19 protein-coding genes and 1 pseudogene are annotated in these 21,223 nt (G+C 37.1%); 9 read left to right on the top strand and 11 right to left on the bottom strand.

Annotated elements, in window-relative coordinates; translation table 11 throughout:
* Window positions 1–163: 163 nt before the first annotated feature.
* From atpA to IGQ45_11680, 7 genes are all read right to left on the bottom strand, one after another.
* Complete coding sequence (atpA, locus tag IGQ45_11710; GenBank protein MBF2057853.1) at window positions 164–1,675, bottom strand: F0F1 ATP synthase subunit alpha; 1,512 nt, start codon at window positions 1,673–1,675, stop codon at window positions 164–166.
* A gap of 129 nt (window positions 1,676–1,804) precedes the next feature.
* Window positions 1,805–2,362 carry a F0F1 ATP synthase subunit delta gene (locus tag IGQ45_11705; protein ID MBF2057852.1) on the bottom strand — a complete coding sequence of 186 codons (558 nt, stop codon included), beginning with the start codon at window positions 2,360–2,362 and terminating at the stop codon, window positions 1,805–1,807.
* Between the two features lie 4 nt (window positions 2,363–2,366).
* Complete coding sequence (locus tag IGQ45_11700) at window positions 2,367–2,891, bottom strand: F0F1 ATP synthase subunit B (GenBank protein MBF2057851.1); 525 nt, start codon at window positions 2,889–2,891, stop codon at window positions 2,367–2,369.
* 92 nt (window positions 2,892–2,983) lie between these two features.
* The gene (locus tag IGQ45_11695) at window positions 2,984–3,460 is read right to left on the bottom strand and encodes a F0F1 ATP synthase subunit B' (GenBank protein MBF2057850.1); all 477 of its coding nucleotides are present in this window, start codon (window positions 3,458–3,460) and stop codon (window positions 2,984–2,986) included.
* 155 nt (window positions 3,461–3,615) lie between these two features.
* On the bottom strand, window positions 3,616–3,858 hold the full coding sequence (atpE, locus tag IGQ45_11690) for an ATP synthase F0 subunit C (GenBank protein ID MBF2057849.1): 243 nt from the start codon (window positions 3,856–3,858) through the stop codon (window positions 3,616–3,618).
* 173 nt (window positions 3,859–4,031) lie between these two features.
* A complete protein-coding gene (locus IGQ45_11685) occupies window positions 4,032–4,790 on the bottom strand; it encodes a F0F1 ATP synthase subunit A (GenBank protein ID MBF2057848.1) in 759 nt (252 codons plus the stop codon).
* A gap of 119 nt (window positions 4,791–4,909) precedes the next feature.
* Window positions 4,910–5,266, bottom strand: a complete 357-nt coding sequence (locus IGQ45_11680) for an ATP synthase subunit I (GenBank protein ID MBF2057847.1) — start codon at window positions 5,264–5,266, stop codon at window positions 4,910–4,912.
* Between the two features lie 245 nt (window positions 5,267–5,511).
* On the opposite strand from IGQ45_11680, the gene IGQ45_11675 reads away from it, so the two are divergent.
* Complete coding sequence (locus tag IGQ45_11675; GenBank protein MBF2057846.1) at window positions 5,512–6,030, top strand: DUF3782 domain-containing protein; 519 nt, start codon at window positions 5,512–5,514, stop codon at window positions 6,028–6,030.
* Window positions 6,031–6,089: 59 nt separating this feature from the next.
* Here the strand turns inward: IGQ45_11675 and IGQ45_11670 are convergent, their stop codons facing one another.
* Window positions 6,090–6,863, bottom strand: coding sequence for a hypothetical protein (locus IGQ45_11670; GenBank protein MBF2057845.1), 774 nt, complete (start codon window positions 6,861–6,863; stop codon window positions 6,090–6,092).
* Window positions 6,864–8,008: 1,145 nt separating this feature from the next.
* On the opposite strand from IGQ45_11670, the gene IGQ45_11665 reads away from it, so the two are divergent.
* The 3 genes from IGQ45_11665 (at window position 8,009) to IGQ45_11655 (ending at window position 9,698) form a co-directional block, all read left to right on the top strand.
* Complete coding sequence (locus IGQ45_11665) at window positions 8,009–8,302, top strand: winged helix-turn-helix transcriptional regulator (protein MBF2057844.1); 294 nt, start codon at window positions 8,009–8,011, stop codon at window positions 8,300–8,302.
* A 201-nt stretch (window positions 8,303–8,503) separates the two neighbouring features.
* Window positions 8,504–9,142: a TIGR04282 family arsenosugar biosynthesis glycosyltransferase gene (locus IGQ45_11660; GenBank protein ID MBF2057843.1), complete on the top strand. Its 639-nt coding sequence runs from the start codon at window positions 8,504–8,506 to the stop codon at window positions 9,140–9,142.
* Between the two features lie 208 nt (window positions 9,143–9,350).
* A complete protein-coding gene (locus tag IGQ45_11655; GenBank protein ID MBF2057842.1) occupies window positions 9,351–9,698 on the top strand; it encodes a DUF4258 domain-containing protein in 348 nt (115 codons plus the stop codon).
* 567 nt (window positions 9,699–10,265) lie between these two features.
* Here the strand turns inward: IGQ45_11655 and leuC are convergent.
* On the bottom strand, window positions 10,266–11,672 hold the full coding sequence (leuC, locus tag IGQ45_11650; GenBank protein MBF2057841.1) for a 3-isopropylmalate dehydratase large subunit: 1,407 nt from the start codon (window positions 11,670–11,672) through the stop codon (window positions 10,266–10,268).
* Between the two features lie 694 nt (window positions 11,673–12,366).
* On the opposite strand from leuC, the gene IGQ45_11645 reads away from it, so the two are divergent.
* The 3 genes from IGQ45_11645 (at window position 12,367) to IGQ45_11635 (ending at window position 16,559) form a co-directional block, all read left to right on the top strand.
* Window positions 12,367–14,094, top strand: coding sequence for a diflavin flavoprotein (locus tag IGQ45_11645; protein ID MBF2057840.1), 1,728 nt, complete (start codon window positions 12,367–12,369; stop codon window positions 14,092–14,094).
* Between the two features lie 219 nt (window positions 14,095–14,313).
* Window positions 14,314–14,802 (top strand): phosphate-starvation-inducible PsiE family protein, encoded by a 489-nt coding sequence (locus tag IGQ45_11640; GenBank protein MBF2057839.1) that lies wholly within the window; start codon window positions 14,314–14,316, stop codon window positions 14,800–14,802.
* 32 nt (window positions 14,803–14,834) lie between these two features.
* A complete protein-coding gene (locus IGQ45_11635; protein ID MBF2057838.1) occupies window positions 14,835–16,559 on the top strand; it encodes a flavodoxin domain-containing protein in 1,725 nt (574 codons plus the stop codon).
* A 165-nt stretch (window positions 16,560–16,724) separates the two neighbouring features.
* On the opposite strand, the gene radA is transcribed toward IGQ45_11635, so the two are convergent.
* Window positions 16,725–18,278 carry a DNA repair protein RadA gene (gene radA / locus IGQ45_11630; GenBank protein ID MBF2057837.1) on the bottom strand — a complete coding sequence of 518 codons (1,554 nt, stop codon included), beginning with the start codon at window positions 18,276–18,278 and terminating at the stop codon, window positions 16,725–16,727.
* 322 nt (window positions 18,279–18,600) lie between these two features.
* Here radA and IGQ45_11625 point away from each other — a divergent pair, with 322 nt between their 5' ends.
* Entirely contained in the window at window positions 18,601–18,969 is a 369-nt protein-coding gene (locus IGQ45_11625) for a YccF domain-containing protein (protein ID MBF2057836.1), read from the top strand.
* A 113-nt stretch (window positions 18,970–19,082) separates the two neighbouring features.
* On the opposite strand, the gene IGQ45_11620 is transcribed toward IGQ45_11625, so the two are convergent.
* On the bottom strand, window positions 19,083–20,048 hold the full coding sequence (locus IGQ45_11620) for a cation transporter (GenBank protein ID MBF2057835.1): 966 nt from the start codon (window positions 20,046–20,048) through the stop codon (window positions 19,083–19,085).
* A gap of 419 nt (window positions 20,049–20,467) precedes the next feature.
* On the opposite strand from IGQ45_11620, the pseudogene IGQ45_11615 reads away from it, so the two are divergent.
* Window positions 20,468–21,138: pseudogene (locus IGQ45_11615) on the top strand (EthD domain-containing protein).
* Window positions 21,139–21,223: the final 85 nt, after the last annotated feature.

The following is a 21,223-nucleotide window of genomic DNA, read 5'->3' as shown; positions in this document are numbered from 1 at the left end:
GAATCTCCCCCCTTTTTAAGGGGGGTTGGGGGGGATCATCCTTATATTGTCTTCTTGTCAAAAACAAATCAATTTTGATCCTGACTTTGAAAACACCCTGCTATGGGAGAGGGGTTAGGGTGAGGGTATCTCCCATGGGAGAAGAATTGGATTAAGCAATCAATTAAGCAGAAAAAGCCTGTTTAGCTTCGGTGATAGCTTCTTTTAAAAGCGTTTCTGCCTCATCAGTTAATTTTTTCTCAGCATTAATGATTTCCACAAATCGGGGTTTGCTGTTTTTGATGTATTGTCTCAAACTCAAAACAAACTCAACGACTTGATCCACCGCAATATCATCTAATAAACCATTGATGCCACTGTAAACCTGCGCTACCTGTTCCCATACCGCCAAAGGAGCATTTTCCGCCTGTTTCAATAACTGGCGTAATCTTTGACCTTTAGCTAATTGAGCTTGGGTTGCTGCGTCTAAATCAGAAGCAAATTGAGAGAAGGCTTCCAACTCAGCAAACTGAGCCAATTCTAATTTTAATTTACCAGCAACCTGTTTCATTGCCTTAATTTGTGCCGCAGAACCTACACGGGATACAGAGATACCAGCGTTGATGGCAGGGCGGAAACCAGCGTTAAACAAGTCAGAAGATAAGAAAATTTGACCATCAGTAATAGAGATTACGTTGGTGGGAATATAAGCAGATACGTCACCAGCTTGGGTTTCAATAATCGGTAGTGCAGTCATACTACCACCGCCTAACTCATCACTTAATTTAGCGGCTCTTTCTAACAAACGGGAGTGTAAATAAAATACGTCGCCGGGATAAGCCTCACGTCCGGGGGGACGGCGTAACAACAAGGACATTTGACGGTAAGCCTGAGCTTGTTTGGACAAGTCATCGTAAATTACCAGAGTAGCTTTGCCTTTATACATGAAGTATTCAGCGATAGCTGCACCAGTATAAGGGGCGAGATATTGTAAAGTAGCAGGATCGTTAGCATTAGCAGCTACCACTACGGTGTAATCTAAAGCGCCCTTCTCCCTTAACGTATCCACCACGTTAGCAACCGTAGAAGCCTTTTGTCCTACCGCTACATACACACAGATTACATCTTCTTCTTTTTGGTTGATGATGGTATCCACAGCAATAGCGGTTTTACCAGTTTGACGGTCGCCAATGATAAGCTCACGTTGTCCACGTCCTACGGGAATCATCGCATCGATAGCTGTGATGCCCGTTTGCATCGGTTCACACACAGATTTACGATCCACGATGCCGGGAGCATTAGACTCGATTAAACGAGTTTCAGTGGTATCTAAATCACCTTTGCCATCGATGGGGCGCGCTAAAGCGTCTAATACTCGACCCACTAAGGCTTCACCCACGGGAATTTGAGCAATTTTACCAGTAGCTTGAACGTTGCTACCTTCTTGAATTTGGATACCGTCACCCATTAATACCACCCCGACGTTATCTTCTTCGAGGTTAAGAGCGATACCTACAGTACCATCTTCAAATTCTACCAATTCACCGGCCATGACTTTATCCAAGCCATAAACACGAGCAATGCCGTCACCTACCTGTAATACAGTCCCAACATTGGAAACTTGAACCTGTTGATCATAAGATTCAATCTGTTGGCGAATAATATTAGCAATTTCGTCTGGTCTAATGTTGATCATATGCTTATTTTTGAGCTACTTTTTATGTAACAATTTGCTGGTCAATTATTATGTAAATTTATTACCATCACGGCATGATGGTTTTATTTTTGGGCTTATAGTGAGAGCTAAAGCCCTTATCAATTTGATTTAATTAGCACCAATCATACCTAGACTAATTCGGCGTAATTGTCCTCTTAAACTGGCATCATAGACCTGAGAACCAACTTTAATAATGACACCGCCAATAATATCAGGATCGATTCTGGTTTCAATTTCTACCCCTGTAGCGCCCGTCAGCGTTTTTACTTTCTCAGTCAATCTCTCTGCCTCACCTTCATATAACCTCACTGCTGAGGTAACTTCAGCTAAAACAATATTATTAAGTTGACGCAAAATCTCTAAGTATTTAGCAAAAATACCTTGAGCGAAAGTAATTCGTCTTCGATCAACCAATAATAATAAAAAATTGAGCAAAAAAGGATTAATTTGCTCACCAGCTATACTCTTAATAACTGCTTTTTTTTCTTCAGCTTTAACCGTAGGACTAGCAAAAAAAGTGCTTAATTCAGGAGAATCTTTTAACAAATTCATCAAACTACGCACATCATCACCGATACTATCAGTGATGTTTCCTTCTTTAGCTAGAGACATCAAGGCTTCCGCATACGGCTCTACCACTTCGGCGGTAACAGCGCTATTTTGCATTTTTCTAACCTCCTAACTGGTCAACGGCACGACTGATAATTTTCCCTTGTACCTCATCAGTTAAGGTATCTTTTAATTGTTGTTCTGCTTTTTCAAGGGCTAAAACAGCAATAGTTCTTCTTAATTCGTTCACTACTTTTCCTCTTTCGGAGTCTAACTCCTGAACGGCTGTAGCTTTCATTCTTTGAACATCTTTTTGACCTTGAGCCAAAATTTCAGCTCTTACTTTCTCAGCAGTAGCTTTGGCATCACTGATAATTTGTTTTGCCTTTTCTTGAGCTTGATTTAAGTTTTCTTTTCCTTGCGCTAAGGCTTTGGCGGCGGCTTGGGCTTGAGCTTCTGCCTCTTGGATTTCCTCAGCAATTTTATTACGTCTTTCCGTTAATAAATTACTGACGAATTTACCACCATAAACAACTAATAAACCAATTACAATAATTAAGTTAATTAGGTTAGAGCCTAGAATGTCTGAACTTAAACCAAATCCACCCTCTGCTGATTCAGTGGCTAGATAGAATAAAGTCACCATAATTAATTTTTGTGTAAACTAGGCTTGTTTGATATATCTTGAAAGTTTGAGCAGGAAAATGTCCTAACTCTCTCCCTCAATTCTTAAAAAAATTAAGCAAGAAACTCAGCGCCCACCACCTTCTCTAAAATTTGCCGACTGAGAGCTTGAATTTGTTGCTCTAAAGACTGCATAGCGTTAGCTCTTTCTGCTTCAATTTGTTCTGATGCCTTTTGACGTTCTGCAATTACTTCTTGCTGTGTCTTTTGGGTTTCCTCAGAAACAATTTTTTGAGCTTCTGTTTGAGCCTCGGCAATAATTTCTTGGGATTGTTTGCGGACTTCTTTCAATTCCTGCTCGTATTGGGCGACAAGCGCTAAAGATTGTTGTTTCTTCTCTTTAGCTTGACTTAATTGACCTTGAACATAACTTGCTCTCTCGTCAATGGCTTGTCCTAAAGGTTTGTAAAAAAGGGCATTGAGTATAACTGCTAACAGTAAGAACTGAATTGCCATAAGAGGCAAGGTAGCGTTAATATCAAATAAACCCCCTTCTGCGGTTTCAGCCGCCAATAAAATCCATTGTGTCATGATCGTTTGGGGCAGTATTTACTGTTTCTATATTGTCAAGATGTACTTGATTTAATTGGGCAAATTTTGAGGCAATAAGTAAAGCCTAAAACTAATTTTGCTCAACTATACTTAGGCAAGGGGGTTAAACCCCTTGCTTAATTTATTCTTAATAATTATGCGAAAGGATTAGCGAATAATAATACTAAAGCTACTACTAAACCATAAATAGTTAACGCTTCCATGAAAGCCAAACTTAATAATAAAGTACCTCTGATTTTGCCTTCAGCTTCAGGCTGACGAGCGATACCTTCTACCGCTTGACCTGCTGCACTACCTTGACCAATACCGGGTCCGATTGCTGCTAAACCTACTGCTAAAGCTGCTGCGATTACTGATGCTGCTTGAACGTCCATAATTTTTCCTTTTTCTTTTTAATTAAATTAGTACAACAAGAATTTTTAGTTTTTTGTGTTGGGGAGTTGATTTTACAATCTATTCCCTATGTTAGTTAATCACACAATGGCAACTTATTTAAGCCCAAAATGTATTTAACTATATTTTGGTGTTTTATGCTAGTAAAATTTTTTTACTATTCGTGTTCTTCTTCGCCATGTCCTTCTAAGGCTTCTCCGATGTAGGATGCTGCTAAGGTTGCAAAAATTAAGGCTTGAATGGCGCTGGTAAATAGTCCTAAAACCATCAAAGGTAAAGGAATCAACACTGGCACGAGAAATACTAATACACCCACTGCCAATTCATCCGCTAAGATGTTACCGAATAAACGGAAACTCAGGGAAAGGGGACGAGTGAAGTCTTCAATAGCCCTAAAGGGTACCATGATGGGTGTTGGTCTAGCGTAGTCTGCGAAATAACCTAAACCTTTTTTGCTAATTCCTGCATAGAAATAAGCGAGGGAGGTTAAGAGGGCAAAAGCTACAGTAGTATTAATATCGACGGTGGGCGCTGATAATTCTCCTTCAGGAATTTCGATCAATTTCCAAGGGATTAACGCACCTGACCAGTTGGACACGAAAATAAATAAAAATAAAGTACCGATGAAAGGCACCCAAGGGCGATATTCTTTTTCACCGATTTGATCTTTCGTTAAACCCCGCACAAAGTCAAGGACGTATTCCATAAAGTTTTGGAAGCCCGTGGGGATTCTTTGTACGTTGCGAGTAGCGGCGATGGAGGCGATGAGCAGAACACCGATGACGAACCAAGAAACCATAAATACTTGTCCGTGAACTCGATATTTACCAATTTCCCAGTAAAAATGTTCTCCTACTTCAATAGCTGCTAGGATGTGATTAGTTTGCAATAGATTGTTTATGTTTGTCAGTTCCATTAAGCAAGATTTTCCCTGATTTTAGGAATCTCAGACAATTTACCATAAAATCAACCTTTTATTATGACTTTTTTTTCTTTGATTTCTGAATTATGAATTTCCTTTGCCCTTTGCCCTTTTCACTTTTTTTGGGTTTGTAGTAGTGTTACAGGTAAAATATAAAATAATATGGACGCTTTATAGGTTATGAAGCCGAGAAAGACGGGTAAAATTTGTAGCTGATCCCATTTGAGGGTAACAATCATCAAACCAAGAAACATTGCTAGACGGGTTGAGCCGACGCTACGCTTGGATACTCCTACTCGTTGTACTTCTCTGGCTAGGGAGTTGACATAAATTAAGCTGACACAAGCGCCCAGCAAATAATTTAAGCTGGTATTGAGGTTATAGAAGCACCATACTAGGACAAAACTAATCAGGGTAATTACTACTGTACCGATTAAGAGATTATTTTTGAGATCGTAATAATCTTTCATGGTATCTACTACGGTGGAGGGCGCTGGATTTTTTGGAGTGATGTTTATTTCTAGTGGCGTTGTTTCTGGGTTACTCACGGCTTGATGTTGCGATTTTACAATTTGGTTTACTACCAATTTAGCCTTAATTTTATCATTGATAAGTTCGTTTCTGTTTAGTTGGCACTTGCTTAACTTTTAAGGAAGAGTGGGCGCTTAAAAAGAAGATATAATCATCTTAGTACATAATTAGTAGGGAAAAATTTATGACCACAACCGCCGATGATGTTTGGGCAATTTTAGCAGAATTAACACAAGCTCAAAAAGAAACAGATCGTCAAATCACGAGATTAAGTAAAGAAATTGGTAATCTGGGGGGAAAGTGGGGGCGCTTTGTGGAAAATATGATAGCGCCCTCCTGCGAAACCTTATTCGTTAGTCGTGGTATTCCTGTGCATCAGGTTAGTCAACGGGTTAAAAAACGTCTTGGCGGTGATATTCTCGAAATTGATGTATTGGTAACGAATGAAAATCATGTTTTAGTGGTGGAAGTGAAAAGTAGTTTGGGTGTCAGTGATGTAAAGGAATTAATTAAAGATTTACAGGAATTTAAGCGATTTTTCCCCGAATATAGTCCGCATATTCTATATGGTGCGGTGGCTGGTATTGAAATTGAGGAGGGCGCTGATAAATATGCTTCTCGTCAAGGTTTGTTTGTCTTAGCCCAAAGTGGCGAAAATGTGACTATTTTTAATGATGACCAATTTCAGCCTAAAGTATGGTAAGGCAATCTGTATTTAAGTCGTTAAGTGAGAATAGGCAAGAGGCGAAAAGTAATTATTCTTCACAATTCGGGTGGCAAAAATTGAGAGGAAACTTGGTGACACAAATTTTGATAATGCCTTAACCCTAAAGCAATTAATCCTAGTCTGGCAGTTATTAATGTAGGGTTATTTATCCCAAATTTACCTTGCAGACGACAATATTTTTCTATGTCCTCCAGCGCCCTCCCCACTTCATTAATCATGGTCAAATAGTTAATTTTATTATGAGTAAATAATATTTCATGATTATTAATTATTTTTTTGATTAAATTCATTTCATAGCTTTTCTTATCTATTACAGTAATATAATCTATTGTTTTAGGAAATTCTATTTTCCATTTATTAACTTTAAATAAGGAATTATCTAAAGTTATTATTTGTTGATAATGACCAGCATAAAGTAAAGCACAACAACGACTAAAAATATAGACTTGAGGAAAATTTAAAGTAATTTCTGGATAATTATTAACAGGATAATTGACTTTAAAATTAGCTAGTTCATTGAGATAGTCAGATAACGTTATAGTTGTGATGGAGAATTCTAACCAACTTTCTCCTGAAATATGACAGTTAAATTTATCATTCGGAAAATTTTTTTGAATATTGGTAGCGATGACGGGCGCTGGTAAATGATATTTTTTAGCTAAAATAAAAGCTATAGGACTTTTATAAATAAGAGATTTATTTTGCTGTAATAAACTTAACTTCCCATAGTTATCAGTATATAATTGCAGTTTATTAAGGGTATGATGGAGGGCGCTGAGAACCATATTAATCAAAGGATAAGGAGCCATTACATCTTTTTAACTATACTTCAATTTTTAGATCATAACTAATTACTTATTGTATTTTATTTTACAGCAATTATTATTTTTTGAAAGATAAGCGACAACCATAAATTGTTAAAAAAGGAGACTTAGAAATAATATATATAAATCATCATTATTAAAAAACCCATTTATTAATTTATAGCAATTTCTACCCTTATGCGGTACGCTTAATTCTTTTAATGACAATAACTAATAACTTTAATTTTATTTTTGTACCTCGTAACTATGAAAAACGCTATATAAGTATAAATAAAAGTTTATTTATCATGTTTTGCTTTATTTTAGAGGGGGGATATATTAAAAAAGTTTAGTAAAACTATAATGAAAAGTTTTCCCTACTCCTAGCATTTTAAGATTAGTAATTTAGCTCTTATACAGTGGTTATGATAAATTAATAGAAAATAACCTTTATAACTCTTACTCAATAGCATTTATAGTAAAATGAAATTGAAAAATTTATAAATTATTATTTAGTAATTCTCTATTGCCTTTTGCCTGTTGCCTACCTTAACTAAAAATTTACATACTCAAAGTAAAAGAGCCAGTAATTTTAGTTAGGTGCAAATTTTTTTATATGGATATTCTCAAATGATCATTTAATTCATGTTAATAAAAATAAAATATTTAACAAAAATAGATACAGATCAAAATCACAAATTATAATATTTATTTACATCGACAAAATATCTATTAAGTCTGTAATTAGTATTTGATGAGCCTAAATATCAATGTTATAAAATAATTACACGAAAGCTATTACTTTTTTTATTTTAGTAATCTTTTTATCACAAATATTTTAAATTTTTATATACACTTATTACAGCATTTTACTATAAATAAAATTAAAATATAGTAATTAATCTTTAGCACTTGGTTGAGCTTATGTTGTTGTTTTCCTTTAATCTCATCTATACATCTTTAGTTTTTGTAAAATATTAAAATATTTTTATATAAATAAAAAGTGTAGGGAAAAAAGATAAAAATAGCTTTATATTATCTTTACAAAAAATTTATTAGCTCTTGATGAAAAAATAAGTATGGGTGATTATAATGGTATTCTAAAGTTTACGAACAAAAGTAAATTATTGTCCTATTTACTAGAGAAAATAATGTCATCAATACCAAGAGCAAACTTGGGTGAAATGTTAGCCTGTTTTCGTGCCTTATCTGACCCAACTCGACTGAAAGTGATAGAATTATTACAAAGTAATGAGATGTGTGTGGGAGATATTTGTGATGTTTTAGAAATTGCCCAACCTAAATTATCTTTCCATCTCAAAGTGTTAAGAGAGTCAAAATTATTACAAACTAGACAAGATGGGCGCTGGATTTATTACCGAATAAATCCTCTTCAATTCAATGCTTTGAGTGGCTATCTTACTTCTTCCATTACTGAGGAGTAAATGTTAAAATACTTGACGTTGGTGAATTAAGATATAATTTCCAGTTTAGATAGGTAATGAGAATAACAGTTTGAGTATTAGATACTTGCTATACTACAATAGTACTTCACACTGGAACTAAGCAGAGCCAAATCTTTTATCAAAAAAAATTGAAACTTCACTACTCTAACTTTTATTATTGGTATAAATTAGCTGAAATTAATGGGCAAAAAAACCTTAATTGTTTTTACTCGTTATCCTGAAGTCGGTAAAACAAAAACTAGATTAATTCCCGCCATTGGTGCTGAGAAAGCAACTATTTTACAAAAAGAATTAACGGAAAAGACTTTACAGACTGTTTTACAAGTTAAAGAAGATTTAGATTTAAAAATTTATTTTTCTGGTGGCAATTTAAAGTTATTTGAAGACTGGTTAGGAAAAGATTTGGCTTATTTTCCGCAAGAGGGAAAGGATTTAGGAGAAAAAATGTTTTCCGCCATAGAAACTAATTATTTTATGTCTCCACAAGGGGCAATAATTATAGGGATTGATTGTCCTTTTATTACCCCTGATATTTTATTACAAGGGTTGAGGGCGCTGGATAATCATGATATGGTAATAGGAGAAGCAGAAGATGGTGGTTATTATTTAATAGGTTTAAGAAAACCAAAAAAAGAATTATTTACCAATATTAATTGGGGAACAGATGAAGTTTTTCAGCGCACGATGCAGAAAGCAAAAAATATTGGTTTAAAGGTTTATAACAACTTACCCGTATTGCGTGATATAGATCGTCCTGAAGATTTAGATTATTTTTTGTCACAGGGTGAAGGGCGCCCTTCCCATTACCATAAAGTTTGAGTTGATTACTGCTGTCTTTTAAATTAGTTTTTTTACTTCTACAATAATAGAAAGTGCTATAGGGCGATTTTGATCAGAAATAATTATATTAGCTTTAACAGCACCTCTTGATGAAACCTTAACTAAAAATTTGTAAATAAGTGCATTAATTGAGAAAAATTAACTGATAATTAAATAGAACGTTAATTGGATTGGTAAGAAAAACCCCATGAAATTTAGCACAGCTTTGCATGATCTCATTATCCAAGACTCGAAAATTAATCAAGTTCCTGAATTTGTCATTGGTGGCAATCTCAAAGATGAAAACCACGCTCAAAGACGAATGCAACCAAGAGCCATCGACGTCAATATGATTAAAGTGGCTTTAGCCTATGGAGAGTTTGCTTTTTATAGTCGGGCGCTCACATGGACACTACTTGATAAGTGCTTACGGAATACAGTCTATGAATTATGGACTGGTAATCTGCGCGGATTAAGAATCATTGCAAGGGCAACTGATACGGAAGAATCTTTAATGATTTGTACCGTTTATTGGGATTTTGACTTGACTAATTAATTCACCTACAATGTATCAGTCGAAAGTTGACTGGTGCATTTTTTTATTGAATCAAAAAAAGCGTCGTTTTTTCGTGACTTTTCAGCATTTTTTGGTAATAACTTGAATTGCAGTTATTGAGATCGATACATAAGTCTGAATTGTTGAAAAAGTTTAAGTCATCACCCTTAGTGGTGCAGAAAAGTTTTACAAAGTAGATAGGGTTTGCTGAATAACTCAGAAACTTAATTAAACAAAAACTTTAAGCATAATTTACTTTAAAAAAAGTGCAAAAAATAACGTTTTTTCTTCAAAAATACTGTATTTCTTAGTTACAAATCAAAAATAATTGATACAAATGAGCAATTTATGAAAAATAACTATTTGGCTAAAGTTTTTAATTCATAAGCATTTCACCTGAAACCCGACACCCGAAGCCTGACACCTCCCCTCACCACAATACTTTTCAGTAAACCCTAATTAGTATATGGGTAAGTTTATTTAGTCTTTCAAATTGCAATAGAGACGTTGCAGATAACGTCCCTACATTAACAATGAAATGCCCAATTAATTTTGGCAATATCTAGTTTAATTATGTAATTCTCGCACATCTGAGACTTTGCCATGAATGGCAGCAGCCACCACCATAGCCGGACTCATCAATAAAGTACGTCCCTGCGCACTCCCCTGTCGCCCTTTAAAATTGCGGTTAGAAGAAGATGCACTAATTTGATCCCCTTGCAATTTATCAGGATTCATCGCCAAACACATCGAACAGCCCGGTTCGCGCCATTCAAAACCTGCATTAACAAAAATTTTGTCTAATCCTTCCGCTTCCGCTTCTTTTTTCACACGCTCAGAACCGGGTACAACAAAGGCTTTTACGTTTTGAGCCACATGATGACCTTGAGCAAATTTGGCAGCCTCTTGTAAATCGCTTAATCTGCCGTTGGTGCAACTACCGATAAAACAAACATCGATGGGAATGCCTTTGATGGGTTGCCCCGGCTGTAACTGCATATATCTAAAGGCTTCTTGGGCGATTTCTTTATCACCTTCCCCTAAAGTTTCTACGGTGGGAAGATGCTCATTAATACCGATGCCTTGACTGGGTGTAATGCCCCATGTTACGGTGGGTTCAATATCCTGAGCGTTAAAAGTAACAACGTCATCATATTGCGCGTCATCGTCACTGCGAATACTTTGCCACCAGCGCACGGCGCCCTCCCATGCTTCCCCTTGCGGTGCAAAATCACGCCCTTGCAAATAGTCAAAAGTAACTTGATCGGGGTTAATGTAACCACAGCGCGCGCCACCCTCGATGGACATATTGCACACTGTCATTCTTTCTTCCATAGACATAGCATCAAAAGTAGTACCTGCGTATTCATAGGCATAACCCACACCACCATTAACGCCAAGGGTGCGGATAATATGTAAAATTACATCTTTAGCGTAAACCCCGGGGGGAAGGGCGCCGTTTACCTCAATTTTTTTAACTTTTAATTTAGTTAAAGAGAGGCTTTGAGAAGCCAACACATCCCGCACTTGAGAAGTACCAATACCGAAGGCAATGGCTCCAAAAGCGCCATGGGTGGAAGTGTGAGAGTCACCACAAGCAATGGTCATGCCCGGTTGGGTCAAACCCTGTTCAGGCGCGATAACATGGACAATACCTTGATTGCCTGAGTTAGTATTATAAAATCTGATGCCGTTTTCGGCGGTATTTTTTTCCAGCGCTTGGATCATTTCTTCGGCTAAAGTATCCGCAAAAGGGCGCGCTTGGCTTTCTGTAGGCACGATATGATCAACGGTAGCGACGGTGCGCGCTGGGAATAATACTTTTAATCCCCTTTCTCTCAGCATCGCAAAGGCTTGAGGGCTAGTTACTTCATGAATTAAATGTAAGCCGATAAATAATTGAGTTTGTCCAGAAGGTAACGTGCCAACGGTATGCAAATCCCAAACTTTATCAAACAATGTTCCCTTACTCATAATAATTATTTTAATCTACTGCTGATACGTTTATGCAGAATAAAACGGCATATACCGTAATAAACTGCAATAGCATTTGAGTAAAATACTCAAAAGGAGGTATCCCTCAAAGCCTTAAAAAATATTTTTAAGACACTTATGTTATCTGATTTAACAGACTGCTTCACCCACGGAAGCGTTAATAGTATTACTATCCTATTTTTGTAAGGTACTTCCCCAAAAGGGGCAACCAAAATCTCCCTTTATCGTACATCAAATATTACTTTTCTGAAACCGAAATCGAATACTTTCACAAACTTTTTATTTATTTGTCCTTTTATGTCATTTTAGATCCGTTTATATAGAAAATCTAAGATTTAGTAAATCTCTTAATTTTCTTATTATCTCTCTTTTTTTGCTCAAAATCACAGGATTATCCTTCACCAAGTCGGGAGATTATGAATTATGAGTTATGAGTTATGAATTATCAATTATGAAGTTTGAATACTTAATGGTTGATGCGTAAATTATCCATTGTCAATTATCAATTATCCATTATCCATTGCCCACTTGATACTCTTAACTTATCTTTAAAATCTTAAAAGATAAATAAAACCTATCTAAAACTTTGATAATTAGTATTTTACAAAAGCACAAACTATAAGTCACAATGAAGATAAGGTAAATAAATCTTTTTATTGTAGGAATATTAGATATGGTTATACTTGCAGAGAAAAAAAATCAAGCAATTTCCCAGAGACTAACAATAGAAACAGTCAATATTGGTGACAATACCACCGCAATCCGTTGTTTAGATTGGGATCGAGATCGTTTTGATATTGAATTTGGCTTAAAAAATGGTACAACCTATAACTCTTTTATTATTGAAGGGGAGAAAAAAGCCCTCATTGACACTTCCCATGGCAAATTCAAATCTTTATATTTAGAAACTATCCCTCAACTGATTGATTTATCCACCTTAGACTACCTAATTATCAGTCACACCGAACCAGATCACAGTGGTTTAGTTCAAGAAATTCTCTCCCTAGCGCCCGATGTCACGGTGGTGGGCGCTAAAGTTGCCATTGAATTTCTCAAAAATATGGTACATCAACCCTTTCAAACTCAAATCGTCAAAAGTGGACAGCAATTAGACCTAGGCAATGGTCATCAATTAGAATTTGTTTCTGCTCCTAATTTACATTGGCCCGATACTATTTTTACTTATAATCACAAAACCCAAACTTTATTTACTTGTGACGCTTTTGGGATGCACTATTGTGATGATCACACCTATGATCAAGAACCTACCTTATTACAAGAAGACTTCCAAAACTATTATGATTGCTTGATGGCACCCAATGCCCGATCTGTCTTAGGAGCAATTAAACGAATTAGTAATTTTGATCTAAAAATAATTGCCACAGGTCATGGTCCTTTATTAAAAAATTATCTTGCCGATTGGGTCAACTCTTATCAAAAATGGAGTGAAGCCCAAACCAAAACCCAAACTTTCGGAGCAGTATTTTATAGTTCTGATTATGGTTATAGCGCAGATATTGCTAGGGCAATTGCCTTGGGAATGGAAAAAACGGGGGTAGGGGTAGAATTAATTGAATATGAAGAAATTGACACCACCGAAACCAGAGAAATAGTCAGCCAAGCCGCCGGTTTAGTGATGGGGATGCCCTCTCAAACGGATGTCAAAAATCATACTATTTTAAGCACCATTTTAGCCTCTGCTCATCAAAAACAAGCCATAGGACTCTTTGAAACAGGAGGTTGGCAAGATGAACCAATTTATCCTTTACGCAATAAATTTCAAGAAATTGGTTTAACTGAGGCATTTCCACCGATTTTGATTAAAGAAAACCTGACTCCTGCTATGGTGAAGGGCGCTGAAGAGGCTGGAGTAGATTTTGGACAATGGCTAACCAGAGATCGCAACCTCAAAAAAATGAAATCCCTTGACAACAACTTAGATAAAGCATTAGGGCGCATCAGTGGTGGACTATATATTATTACAGCCACAAAAGGAGAGGTTTCTAGTGCCATGTTAGCCTCTTGGGTAATTCAAGCTAGTAATTCTCCCTTGGGAGTCGCCATTGCAGTGGCTAAAGATCGAGCCATTGAATCCTTACTAAAAGTCGGTGATCATTTTATCTTAAATGTCTTAGAAGAAGACAACTACCAAGACTTAATGAAACATTTTCTCAAGCGTTTTGCACCCGGACAAGATCGCTTTGCAGGGGTAAAAACCGTTCAAAGTAACTGCGGTTCACCAATTTTAGCGGAAGCCTTAGCCTATATGGAATGTCAAGTGGAGAGTCGCCAAGATTGTCACGATCATTGGATTGTTTATAGCAAAGTTAAAAATGGTCGAGTTGCTCATCCTTGCGCCAAAACCGCCGTACATCATCGCAAAGTCGGCAATCATTATTGAGAAAGTTTTAAGCACAATACAACTGAAAAAAAGTGCCAAAAATAATCTTTTTTCTCCAAAAAATCTGTATTTCTGATCCCCTAATCAAAAATTATTGATACACAATAGCAATTTATAGAAAATGATTATTCTGGCAAAATCTTTGATTTATAAGCATTTCACCTGACACCTCTCCTCACCAAAATACTTTTTCAGCAGACCCTAATTAATATACAAATTATGCAAAAATCTTTTCTTGATTCACCCGTAGAAAGAGACAGTTGGTTAAACCTAAATCGTATTGTGCGAATTTTAGAGTTAATTCAAGATTTAATTATTGTTAGTCTTTGTTTCGGTTTATTTGCTTTCATGGTATTGCAAATCAAGATTATGTTTGTCGCCTTATTAACTCCTTTACAGTTTCATACGATTACTGCCGATATTCTATCTTTATTGATTTTAGTCGAATTATTTCGGTTACTCATTATCTATCTCAAAGAACAACGAATTTCTATCGGTGTTGCTGTGGAAGTCTCTATTGTTTCAGTGTTAAGGGAAGTATTTGTTAATGGTGTGTTAGAAACAGCTTCCACTCAAGTTTTGGCTACCTGTGCATTTTTACTGGTTTTGGGAGTGTTAATGACATTGAGAGTTTGGCTTCCAGCTACTTTTGAGGGAATTGATCCAGAAAAAAAGGTCTCGGAAAAACACCAAAAGAGAATAAGTTAATTTGATACATCAAATTATTAGAGGATAAAATTATGACAACTGTAAGTTTAAAGAACCAAAATATTAATATCCGTGATGTTCAAGTAGAAAAAATTGCTGATGATACTACAGTTTTTAGGTGTCGTACTTGGGATCGTCTTAAATTTGAGGTGGAATATGCACGACAAAAAGGCACTACGGCTAATTCTTATTTAATTCAGGGGGAGAAAACCGCTTTAATTGATCCACCTGGGGAATCATTTACCCATATCTTTTTAGAGCAATTACAAAAATATTGGGATTTAGCAAAGTTAGATTATCTAATTTTGGGTCATATTAATGCTAATCGCATGACTACTTTAAAAAGTATTTTAGAAATTGCCCCTCATCTTGAAGTTATTTGTTCTAAACCGGCGGCTAAAAGTTTAAAAACTGTTTTTCCTCAATGGAAGGATAAATTTTTGACGGCTAACTCTGATGTGGATTTAGGGCAAGGACACTTATTACAGTTTATGCCTGTGGCAACGCCTCGTTGGCCTGATGGTTTATTTACTTATGATCCTCTTACTGCCATTCTTTTCACGGATAAGTTTTTTGGGGTTCATGTTTGTGGTGATACTCTTTGGGATGATGATTGGAAGCAATTAGATAGGGATCGGCGTTATTATTTTGACTGTCTTCATAGTAATCAAATTAAGCAGGTAGAAACAACATTACAAAAGTTAAAACTTTTTCAAACTAAGTATTACGCGCCGAATCATGGACCGATAATTCGTTATAGTCTCAGTCGTTTAACTTATGATTATCGTCAGTGGTGTCAAGAGCAACAAAATAAGACTTTAACTGTAGCTTTGTTTTATGCTTCTGCTTATGGTAATACAACTAAATTAGCGCACTCCATCGCTCAAGGACTATCAGGGCAAGAGGTTGCTGTTCAATTAATTAATTGTGAGATAGCGACTCCTGAAGAGATGACGGGCGCTGTTCAATGGGCGGATGGTTTAATTATTGGTTCTCCTACTCTGGGAGGTCACGCGCCGGTACAGATTCAAACGGCTTTAGGAATTATTCTTAATACTGCTAATAAAAATAAGTTAGCAGGAGTATTTGGTTCTTATGGCTGGAGTGGAGAGGCTGTGGATATAATTGAAGGCAAATTACGGGATGCTAATTATCGCTTTGGTGGTGAAACTCTCAGGGTTCGTTTTACTCCTACTGAAGAAGATTTGATTAAAGCAGAAAAATTAGGCTCAGATTTCGCCCAAACTTTACAAAAATTCAAAAAAAATCGACCGATAACGCTGGAGTCGAGTAGTAGTTTGAGTTCAGCGCGCACCGAACAAGCGGTAAATCGTATTATTGGTTCTTTGTGTGTGGTGACTTTTCAAGAAGGGGAAAGTGATTGGGCTATTTTAACAAGTAATATTTCTCAAGCTAGTTTTACTCCACCCGGTATTATGTTTTCAGTAAGTGAAGAACAAAAAGGGCAGTTGTTTGGAGAAATCGGTAAGGGTTTTGTGGTTAATATTCTCAGAGAAGGGCGTAATGTGCGCCATTATTTTGACCCCCGTTGGGCAGTTTCTTCTCAATCCTTTACGCCGTTAGAGACTCAAAGGGCTAATAATGATTGTCTGATTTTCACTGAGGCTTTAGCTCATTTAGAATGTACTGTAGAACAAGTCATGCCTTTAGAGGGTAAGTGGTTAATTTACGCTAGGGTTAATCACGGTGATTTGTTAGAAACAAACGGAGTAACGGCTATTGTTCATTCTCATTAACCTAGGCTAAATGAATTATGAATTATGAATTATGAACTCCCCTGCTTCCCTTTCTTCCATTCTCCTCCTACCTATAGTTACTACATGAGTATCGTAAAACCCCATAATTGTCAATTATCCATTGTCAATTTGCCCTCATGACCCCACTTTTTCATCAACACCTGCCTATCCTTCCATTTCTTCCTCTGGATCGGTAACAGGTTGTTGATTATTAGGAATTGCCACCACGATAGCATCAATAACTCGACCAACGGTAACAATATCTAAACCAAGATCACTGGGATAAGTTTGCCCTTTTGGTACGATAGCGCGCCGAAACCCCAGTTTGGCCGCTTCTTTTAACCTTAATTCCATTTGGGAAACCAAGCGCACTTGCCCCCCCAAGCCGATCTCGCCAATTAACACCGTGCGCGGATCGACTACTCGATCTCGAAAACTAGCCACCAAAGCGATTGCCATGCCCAAATCGGCTGCCGGTTCTTCTACCCCTAACCCTCCGGCTGAAGCCATATAAGCATCTAATTTGGAAAGGGGAATGCCCACTCGTTTTTCTAATACTGCTAAAATTTGTTGTAAACGGTTGTAGTCAACGCCAGTGGTAGAACGGCGTGGGGATGTATAACTGGTGGGGCTTACTAAAGCCTGTAATTCTACGACAATAGACCTCGTGCCTTCACAGGATACGATGGTGGCGGTGCCGGGCGCTTGTTCGTCTCGACTACTTAAAAATAATTCGGACGGGTTGGAAACTTCCACTAAACCATGATCGACCATTTCAAAAATACCGATTTCGTGGGTTGCACCAAAACGATTTTTGACAGACCTTAATAAACGATGGGAAGCATAGCGATCTCCCTCAAAATATAGCACTGTATCCACTAAATGTTCTAAAACTCTTGGTCCGGCAATAGCGCCCTCCTTCGTGACATGACCGACAATAAATAAGGTAATACTTTCCCTTTTTGCCACTTGCATTAATGCAGAAGTACATTCGCGCACTTGGGAAACGGAGCCGGGCGCTGAAGTGATGGAAGAAAAATGGAGGGTTTGAATACTGTCAATAATTGCCACTTGAGGCTTGAGGGATTCTAATTCCTTGAGAATTTCCTCTAAATCAGTTTCTGGCATGACATAGAGATTAGGTTGTGAGGCGATGGTTTGGGCTTTGCCTGTGCCGTTTTCAGTGGTTTTTTTCCCATTACCATTCTGCTTATGTTGTTCTGACTCTTGTGGTTGATGGTGGAGGGCGCCTACCTGTAAACGAGTAGCCCGTAATTTGATTTGCTGTCCTGACTCTTCAGCCGATACATATAAAATACGAGGTAAACGTAAAGATAATTGGTTGGCGGTTTGCAATAAAAGAGTTGATTTACCAATACCCGGATCCCCACCAATGAGAACTAATGAACCGGGGACAATACCTCCCCCCAAAACTCGGTCTAATTCATGATAACCTGACTCGATGCGCGGTTGTTCTTCTTCGGTAATGTCAGAAAATTTAACCGATGCCCTTGGTTTTGCTTCCGTTTCCCTTTGGCTATTATTTCTCGTTTTGGATTGCCAGCCAGCTCGACTAAAACTAGCTCCTACGTTATTATTGGGGTTAATGACCTGTTCTTCCAAACTACCGTAAGTATCGCAAGTGGGGCATTTTCCAAACCATTGTAGAGATTCTGAGGCACAGACATTACAGATATAAACAGTTTTTGTTTTTGCCATTTTTAACCCGATCACTTGCACTACTTTGATTATGTCGATCTTTTTTCTCTCTGCAACAGATTGTAAATGTTTATTAAGTTAAGTTATTGTTAAGTGATGATGGAGGGCGCTTTTTTAAATTCTCACAGTCATTAATTAACCCATTTTCTACATTTTTTATACCCTGAAAATCTGATAATGGTTCTGCATTGCTCCAAATACGATCATTGGTCGAATCATAATTCTATAGTTTACAAATATATTTTTCCAACTGTTGAAATTATGCCAATCTTCATGTTTTTCTTTCACTGTTAAAATAAAAATGTTGTTGTTGAAGAAAAATATGACTTTACTTGGCAATGTTATTTGGTTAATTTTTGGTGGTTTTATTAGTGGTGTGGGTTATATTCTGGGTGGTTTAAGTCTTTGCTTAACTATTATTGGTATTCCCTTCGGATGGCAAACCATCAAGTTAGGAGTAGCAACCATGACACCTTTTGGTAAAAAAGACATGGTTTCTCCTGATTACTCTAACCCTATTAACACAATTTTTAATGTAATTTGGTTATTTTTATTTGGCTGGGAAATAGCTTTATCTCACCTGATTCATGGCTTAATTTTGGCCATTACAATTATTGGTTTACCGTTTGCAAAACAACATTTTAAATTAATTCCGATTGCTTTATTTCCCTTTGGAAGAGATTTAGCTTAGTTTACCTGAAAGTGAAAAAAACTCAGGCAAAAGCGCCCTCCACCTCATATCCAGTTGCAAAGTTGAAGCAAAAATTTAAACTAGGAAGGGTTGGAGGAGAGGGAGAAGAATTACTAACTTGTTACCTCAATGGAATTAACCCCCCTTTCATCATTCATGGACAAAAACCAAGGCTCATTTTGCGTGAAAATAATATCCACCGTCATGTTAGGATACTTCTGTAATAATGGATCGGTGAGGTGCACCCTCCACCCATCCATAGTCGCTATCGTCACATCCTGCGCCCCCACAGGCAACAACCAATAAAAGTGTAAATAAAGAGAATTACCCACTTCCGTCATTCTCAGTGCGTATCGCTGACAAGGAAAATTAGTCAAACTATCGGCAATCATACCGTTAATAGTATTTTGAATCTCAGGAGAAGCCGAACCAAGCATCAACTGTTTTAGACTACCAGAAATGATCATAATGGGTATGGGAAAAGCAATTAACACCAAAATTGTAACGATGGTGGGGTCAGCATAAGGCACAAGCCAATCAAAATCAGTTTTTCCTAAAAATGTCGCAATGGAAAATGATACCCCCACTGCCACGGAAATCATACCGTTAATCAACCAATTTTTAGCGTCCACGTTAACAATGGGCGAATTGGTCTTTTTTGCCAAAATGTTCTGAATGAAGGCAACCACGAGGCACACAACAGACGCTATGACGGCATAGAGAACTGCTATCCCCGTGTTTGACGGGCGCCCACCGTGAAACAACGCACCAATGGCTGAGGTAAGAGCAAAAAGAGATACCCCAAACATCAATAAACCCTTACAGAGATTGAGTAAAGGGACAAAACCAGCATAACCAAAATTAAAAACCTTATTTTCAGATTTTTGGGTTAACCAAATAATCCACAAAGAAGCAGAAGCCATGATGAAATTCACCATGTTGAAAAATCCGTCTAACATTACCGCATCCGATTGAATCCAGATACCAAAACTAATGCCAAAAATTGACATTATAAATGTTGTACCGATAGAAAGATAAATCGACTTTTGTTCTAATTGACGATAATTATCGCTATGCATAATTTTATTATTTTGTTACTTTGAAAAATATATTTATTGTTAGTTTTAATTAGTTATTATACTTAATAACTATTTTGTAATTAACTATGAGTTTCCATGCTAGAATTTATACTTAAATAAATCTTTGCTTTTAAATTTAATCTATATTTTCTCCATAAAGTCATCATTTTTCATGATTTTTCTTGAGTTGGTGTAAAGAAATATTACAAAAATTGCTAAAAATGTGTCAAAAATAAAAACTACATTAAGAATTAAGGAGATTAACAATAACCAACAGTAAAATTAAGCTAAATCACATAGCTAAGATTAGTGGATTTAACCCGAAGTAATTGTCACAATCCTGATCAGATTAAAGTAATTACTTTCCATTGCTTGGTATATAAAAAAATCGCTTAATTTTTAATTTTAAGGATGCTTTCATGGTTTCAACGATCAATCAATCAAATAAGATAGATTACTCCCCAAGGGATCAAAAAGGGAAAGTTGCCTTCTATGTTCTATTGTGGAAACGAGACGGAATTTCCCTCGATCTTTTTGATGAATACTGGAAGGATGTACATGGGCCAGTGTGCGCCCGTCTCCCCGGTCAATATCAATACTGGCAATTACACGTTGCCCACAATGAGGGGGATTTTGCCCTCCTGTGGCGGGTTTAAGTTCTCGTTTTGATCCTGCGGATAATTTTGATGGTATCGCTGAGTTGACTTTTACCGATGAAAACCAGCGCACGACATGGTTTACGGCGGCTGGAATTTTAATGGATGATGAGCGCAATATCTTTAAAAAAGCCATCGGTTATACCACCAGTGCGGGTAATTCCATCACCTATGTGGATGGTATCCCTGATGGTACTCCTAATGGGGTGACGGGCGCTGTTAAATTCCACACCATGCTCAGAAAACAACCTCATATCTCGGTGGAACAATTCCGCACTTATCTGCGCGATGTGTTTGCTCCAACGGTGAGTAAATCTTCCTCGGTGTTAAAATTGCGTTTGCACTTATTTGATGCCATCGATAATTCTCGCCCTGATGCCGCCGGAGTGGTACATTCCGAAACGCCCGGTAAAGAGTATGAGGGCGCTTTTGAACGTTCGTTGCGACAGTCCCCAATCTCAGCAAAGCGGATTGGGGAAGGATAGCGACACCCTTATTTATTTCCCCCCTTCTTGATTT

The organism is Cyanobacterium sp. T60_A2020_053 (assembly GCA_015272165.1).
GTDB lineage: Bacteria > Cyanobacteriota > Cyanobacteriia > Cyanobacteriales > Cyanobacteriaceae > Cyanobacterium.
Note: the sequence above shows the minus strand (reverse complement) of the source record. Positions and strands in the feature narration are given on the sequence as shown.

Coding starts and splice junctions, on each gene's coding strand:
- atpA (MBF2057853.1), bottom strand. CDS start 1,675: ATGATCAACATTAGACCAGACGAAATTGCTAATATTATTCGCCAACAG.
- IGQ45_11705 (MBF2057852.1), bottom strand. CDS start 2,362: ATGCAAAATAGCGCTGTTACCGCCGAAGTGGTAGAGCCGTATGCGGAA.
- IGQ45_11700 (MBF2057851.1), bottom strand. CDS start 2,891: ATGGTGACTTTATTCTATCTAGCCACTGAATCAGCAGAGGGTGGATTT.
- IGQ45_11695 (MBF2057850.1), bottom strand. CDS start 3,460: ATGACACAATGGATTTTATTGGCGGCTGAAACCGCAGAAGGGGGTTTA.
- IGQ45_11685 (MBF2057848.1), bottom strand. CDS start 4,790: ATGGAACTGACAAACATAAACAATCTATTGCAAACTAATCACATCCTA.
- IGQ45_11680 (MBF2057847.1), bottom strand. CDS start 5,266: ATGAAAGATTATTACGATCTCAAAAATAATCTCTTAATCGGTACAGTA.
- IGQ45_11675 (MBF2057846.1), top strand. CDS start 5,512: ATGACCACAACCGCCGATGATGTTTGGGCAATTTTAGCAGAATTAACA.
- IGQ45_11670 (MBF2057845.1), bottom strand. CDS start 6,863: ATGGCTCCTTATCCTTTGATTAATATGGTTCTCAGCGCCCTCCATCAT.
- IGQ45_11665 (MBF2057844.1), top strand. CDS start 8,009: ATGTCATCAATACCAAGAGCAAACTTGGGTGAAATGTTAGCCTGTTTT.
- IGQ45_11660 (MBF2057843.1), top strand. CDS start 8,504: ATGGGCAAAAAAACCTTAATTGTTTTTACTCGTTATCCTGAAGTCGGT.
- IGQ45_11655 (MBF2057842.1), top strand. CDS start 9,351: ATGAAATTTAGCACAGCTTTGCATGATCTCATTATCCAAGACTCGAAA.
- leuC (MBF2057841.1), bottom strand. CDS start 11,672: ATGAGTAAGGGAACATTGTTTGATAAAGTTTGGGATTTGCATACCGTT.
- IGQ45_11645 (MBF2057840.1), top strand. CDS start 12,367: ATGGTTATACTTGCAGAGAAAAAAAATCAAGCAATTTCCCAGAGACTA.
- IGQ45_11640 (MBF2057839.1), top strand. CDS start 14,314: ATGCAAAAATCTTTTCTTGATTCACCCGTAGAAAGAGACAGTTGGTTA.
- IGQ45_11635 (MBF2057838.1), top strand. CDS start 14,835: ATGACAACTGTAAGTTTAAAGAACCAAAATATTAATATCCGTGATGTT.
- radA (MBF2057837.1), bottom strand. CDS start 18,278: ATGGCAAAAACAAAAACTGTTTATATCTGTAATGTCTGTGCCTCAGAA.
- IGQ45_11625 (MBF2057836.1), top strand. CDS start 18,601: ATGACTTTACTTGGCAATGTTATTTGGTTAATTTTTGGTGGTTTTATT.
- IGQ45_11620 (MBF2057835.1), bottom strand. CDS start 20,048: ATGCATAGCGATAATTATCGTCAATTAGAACAAAAGTCGATTTATCTT.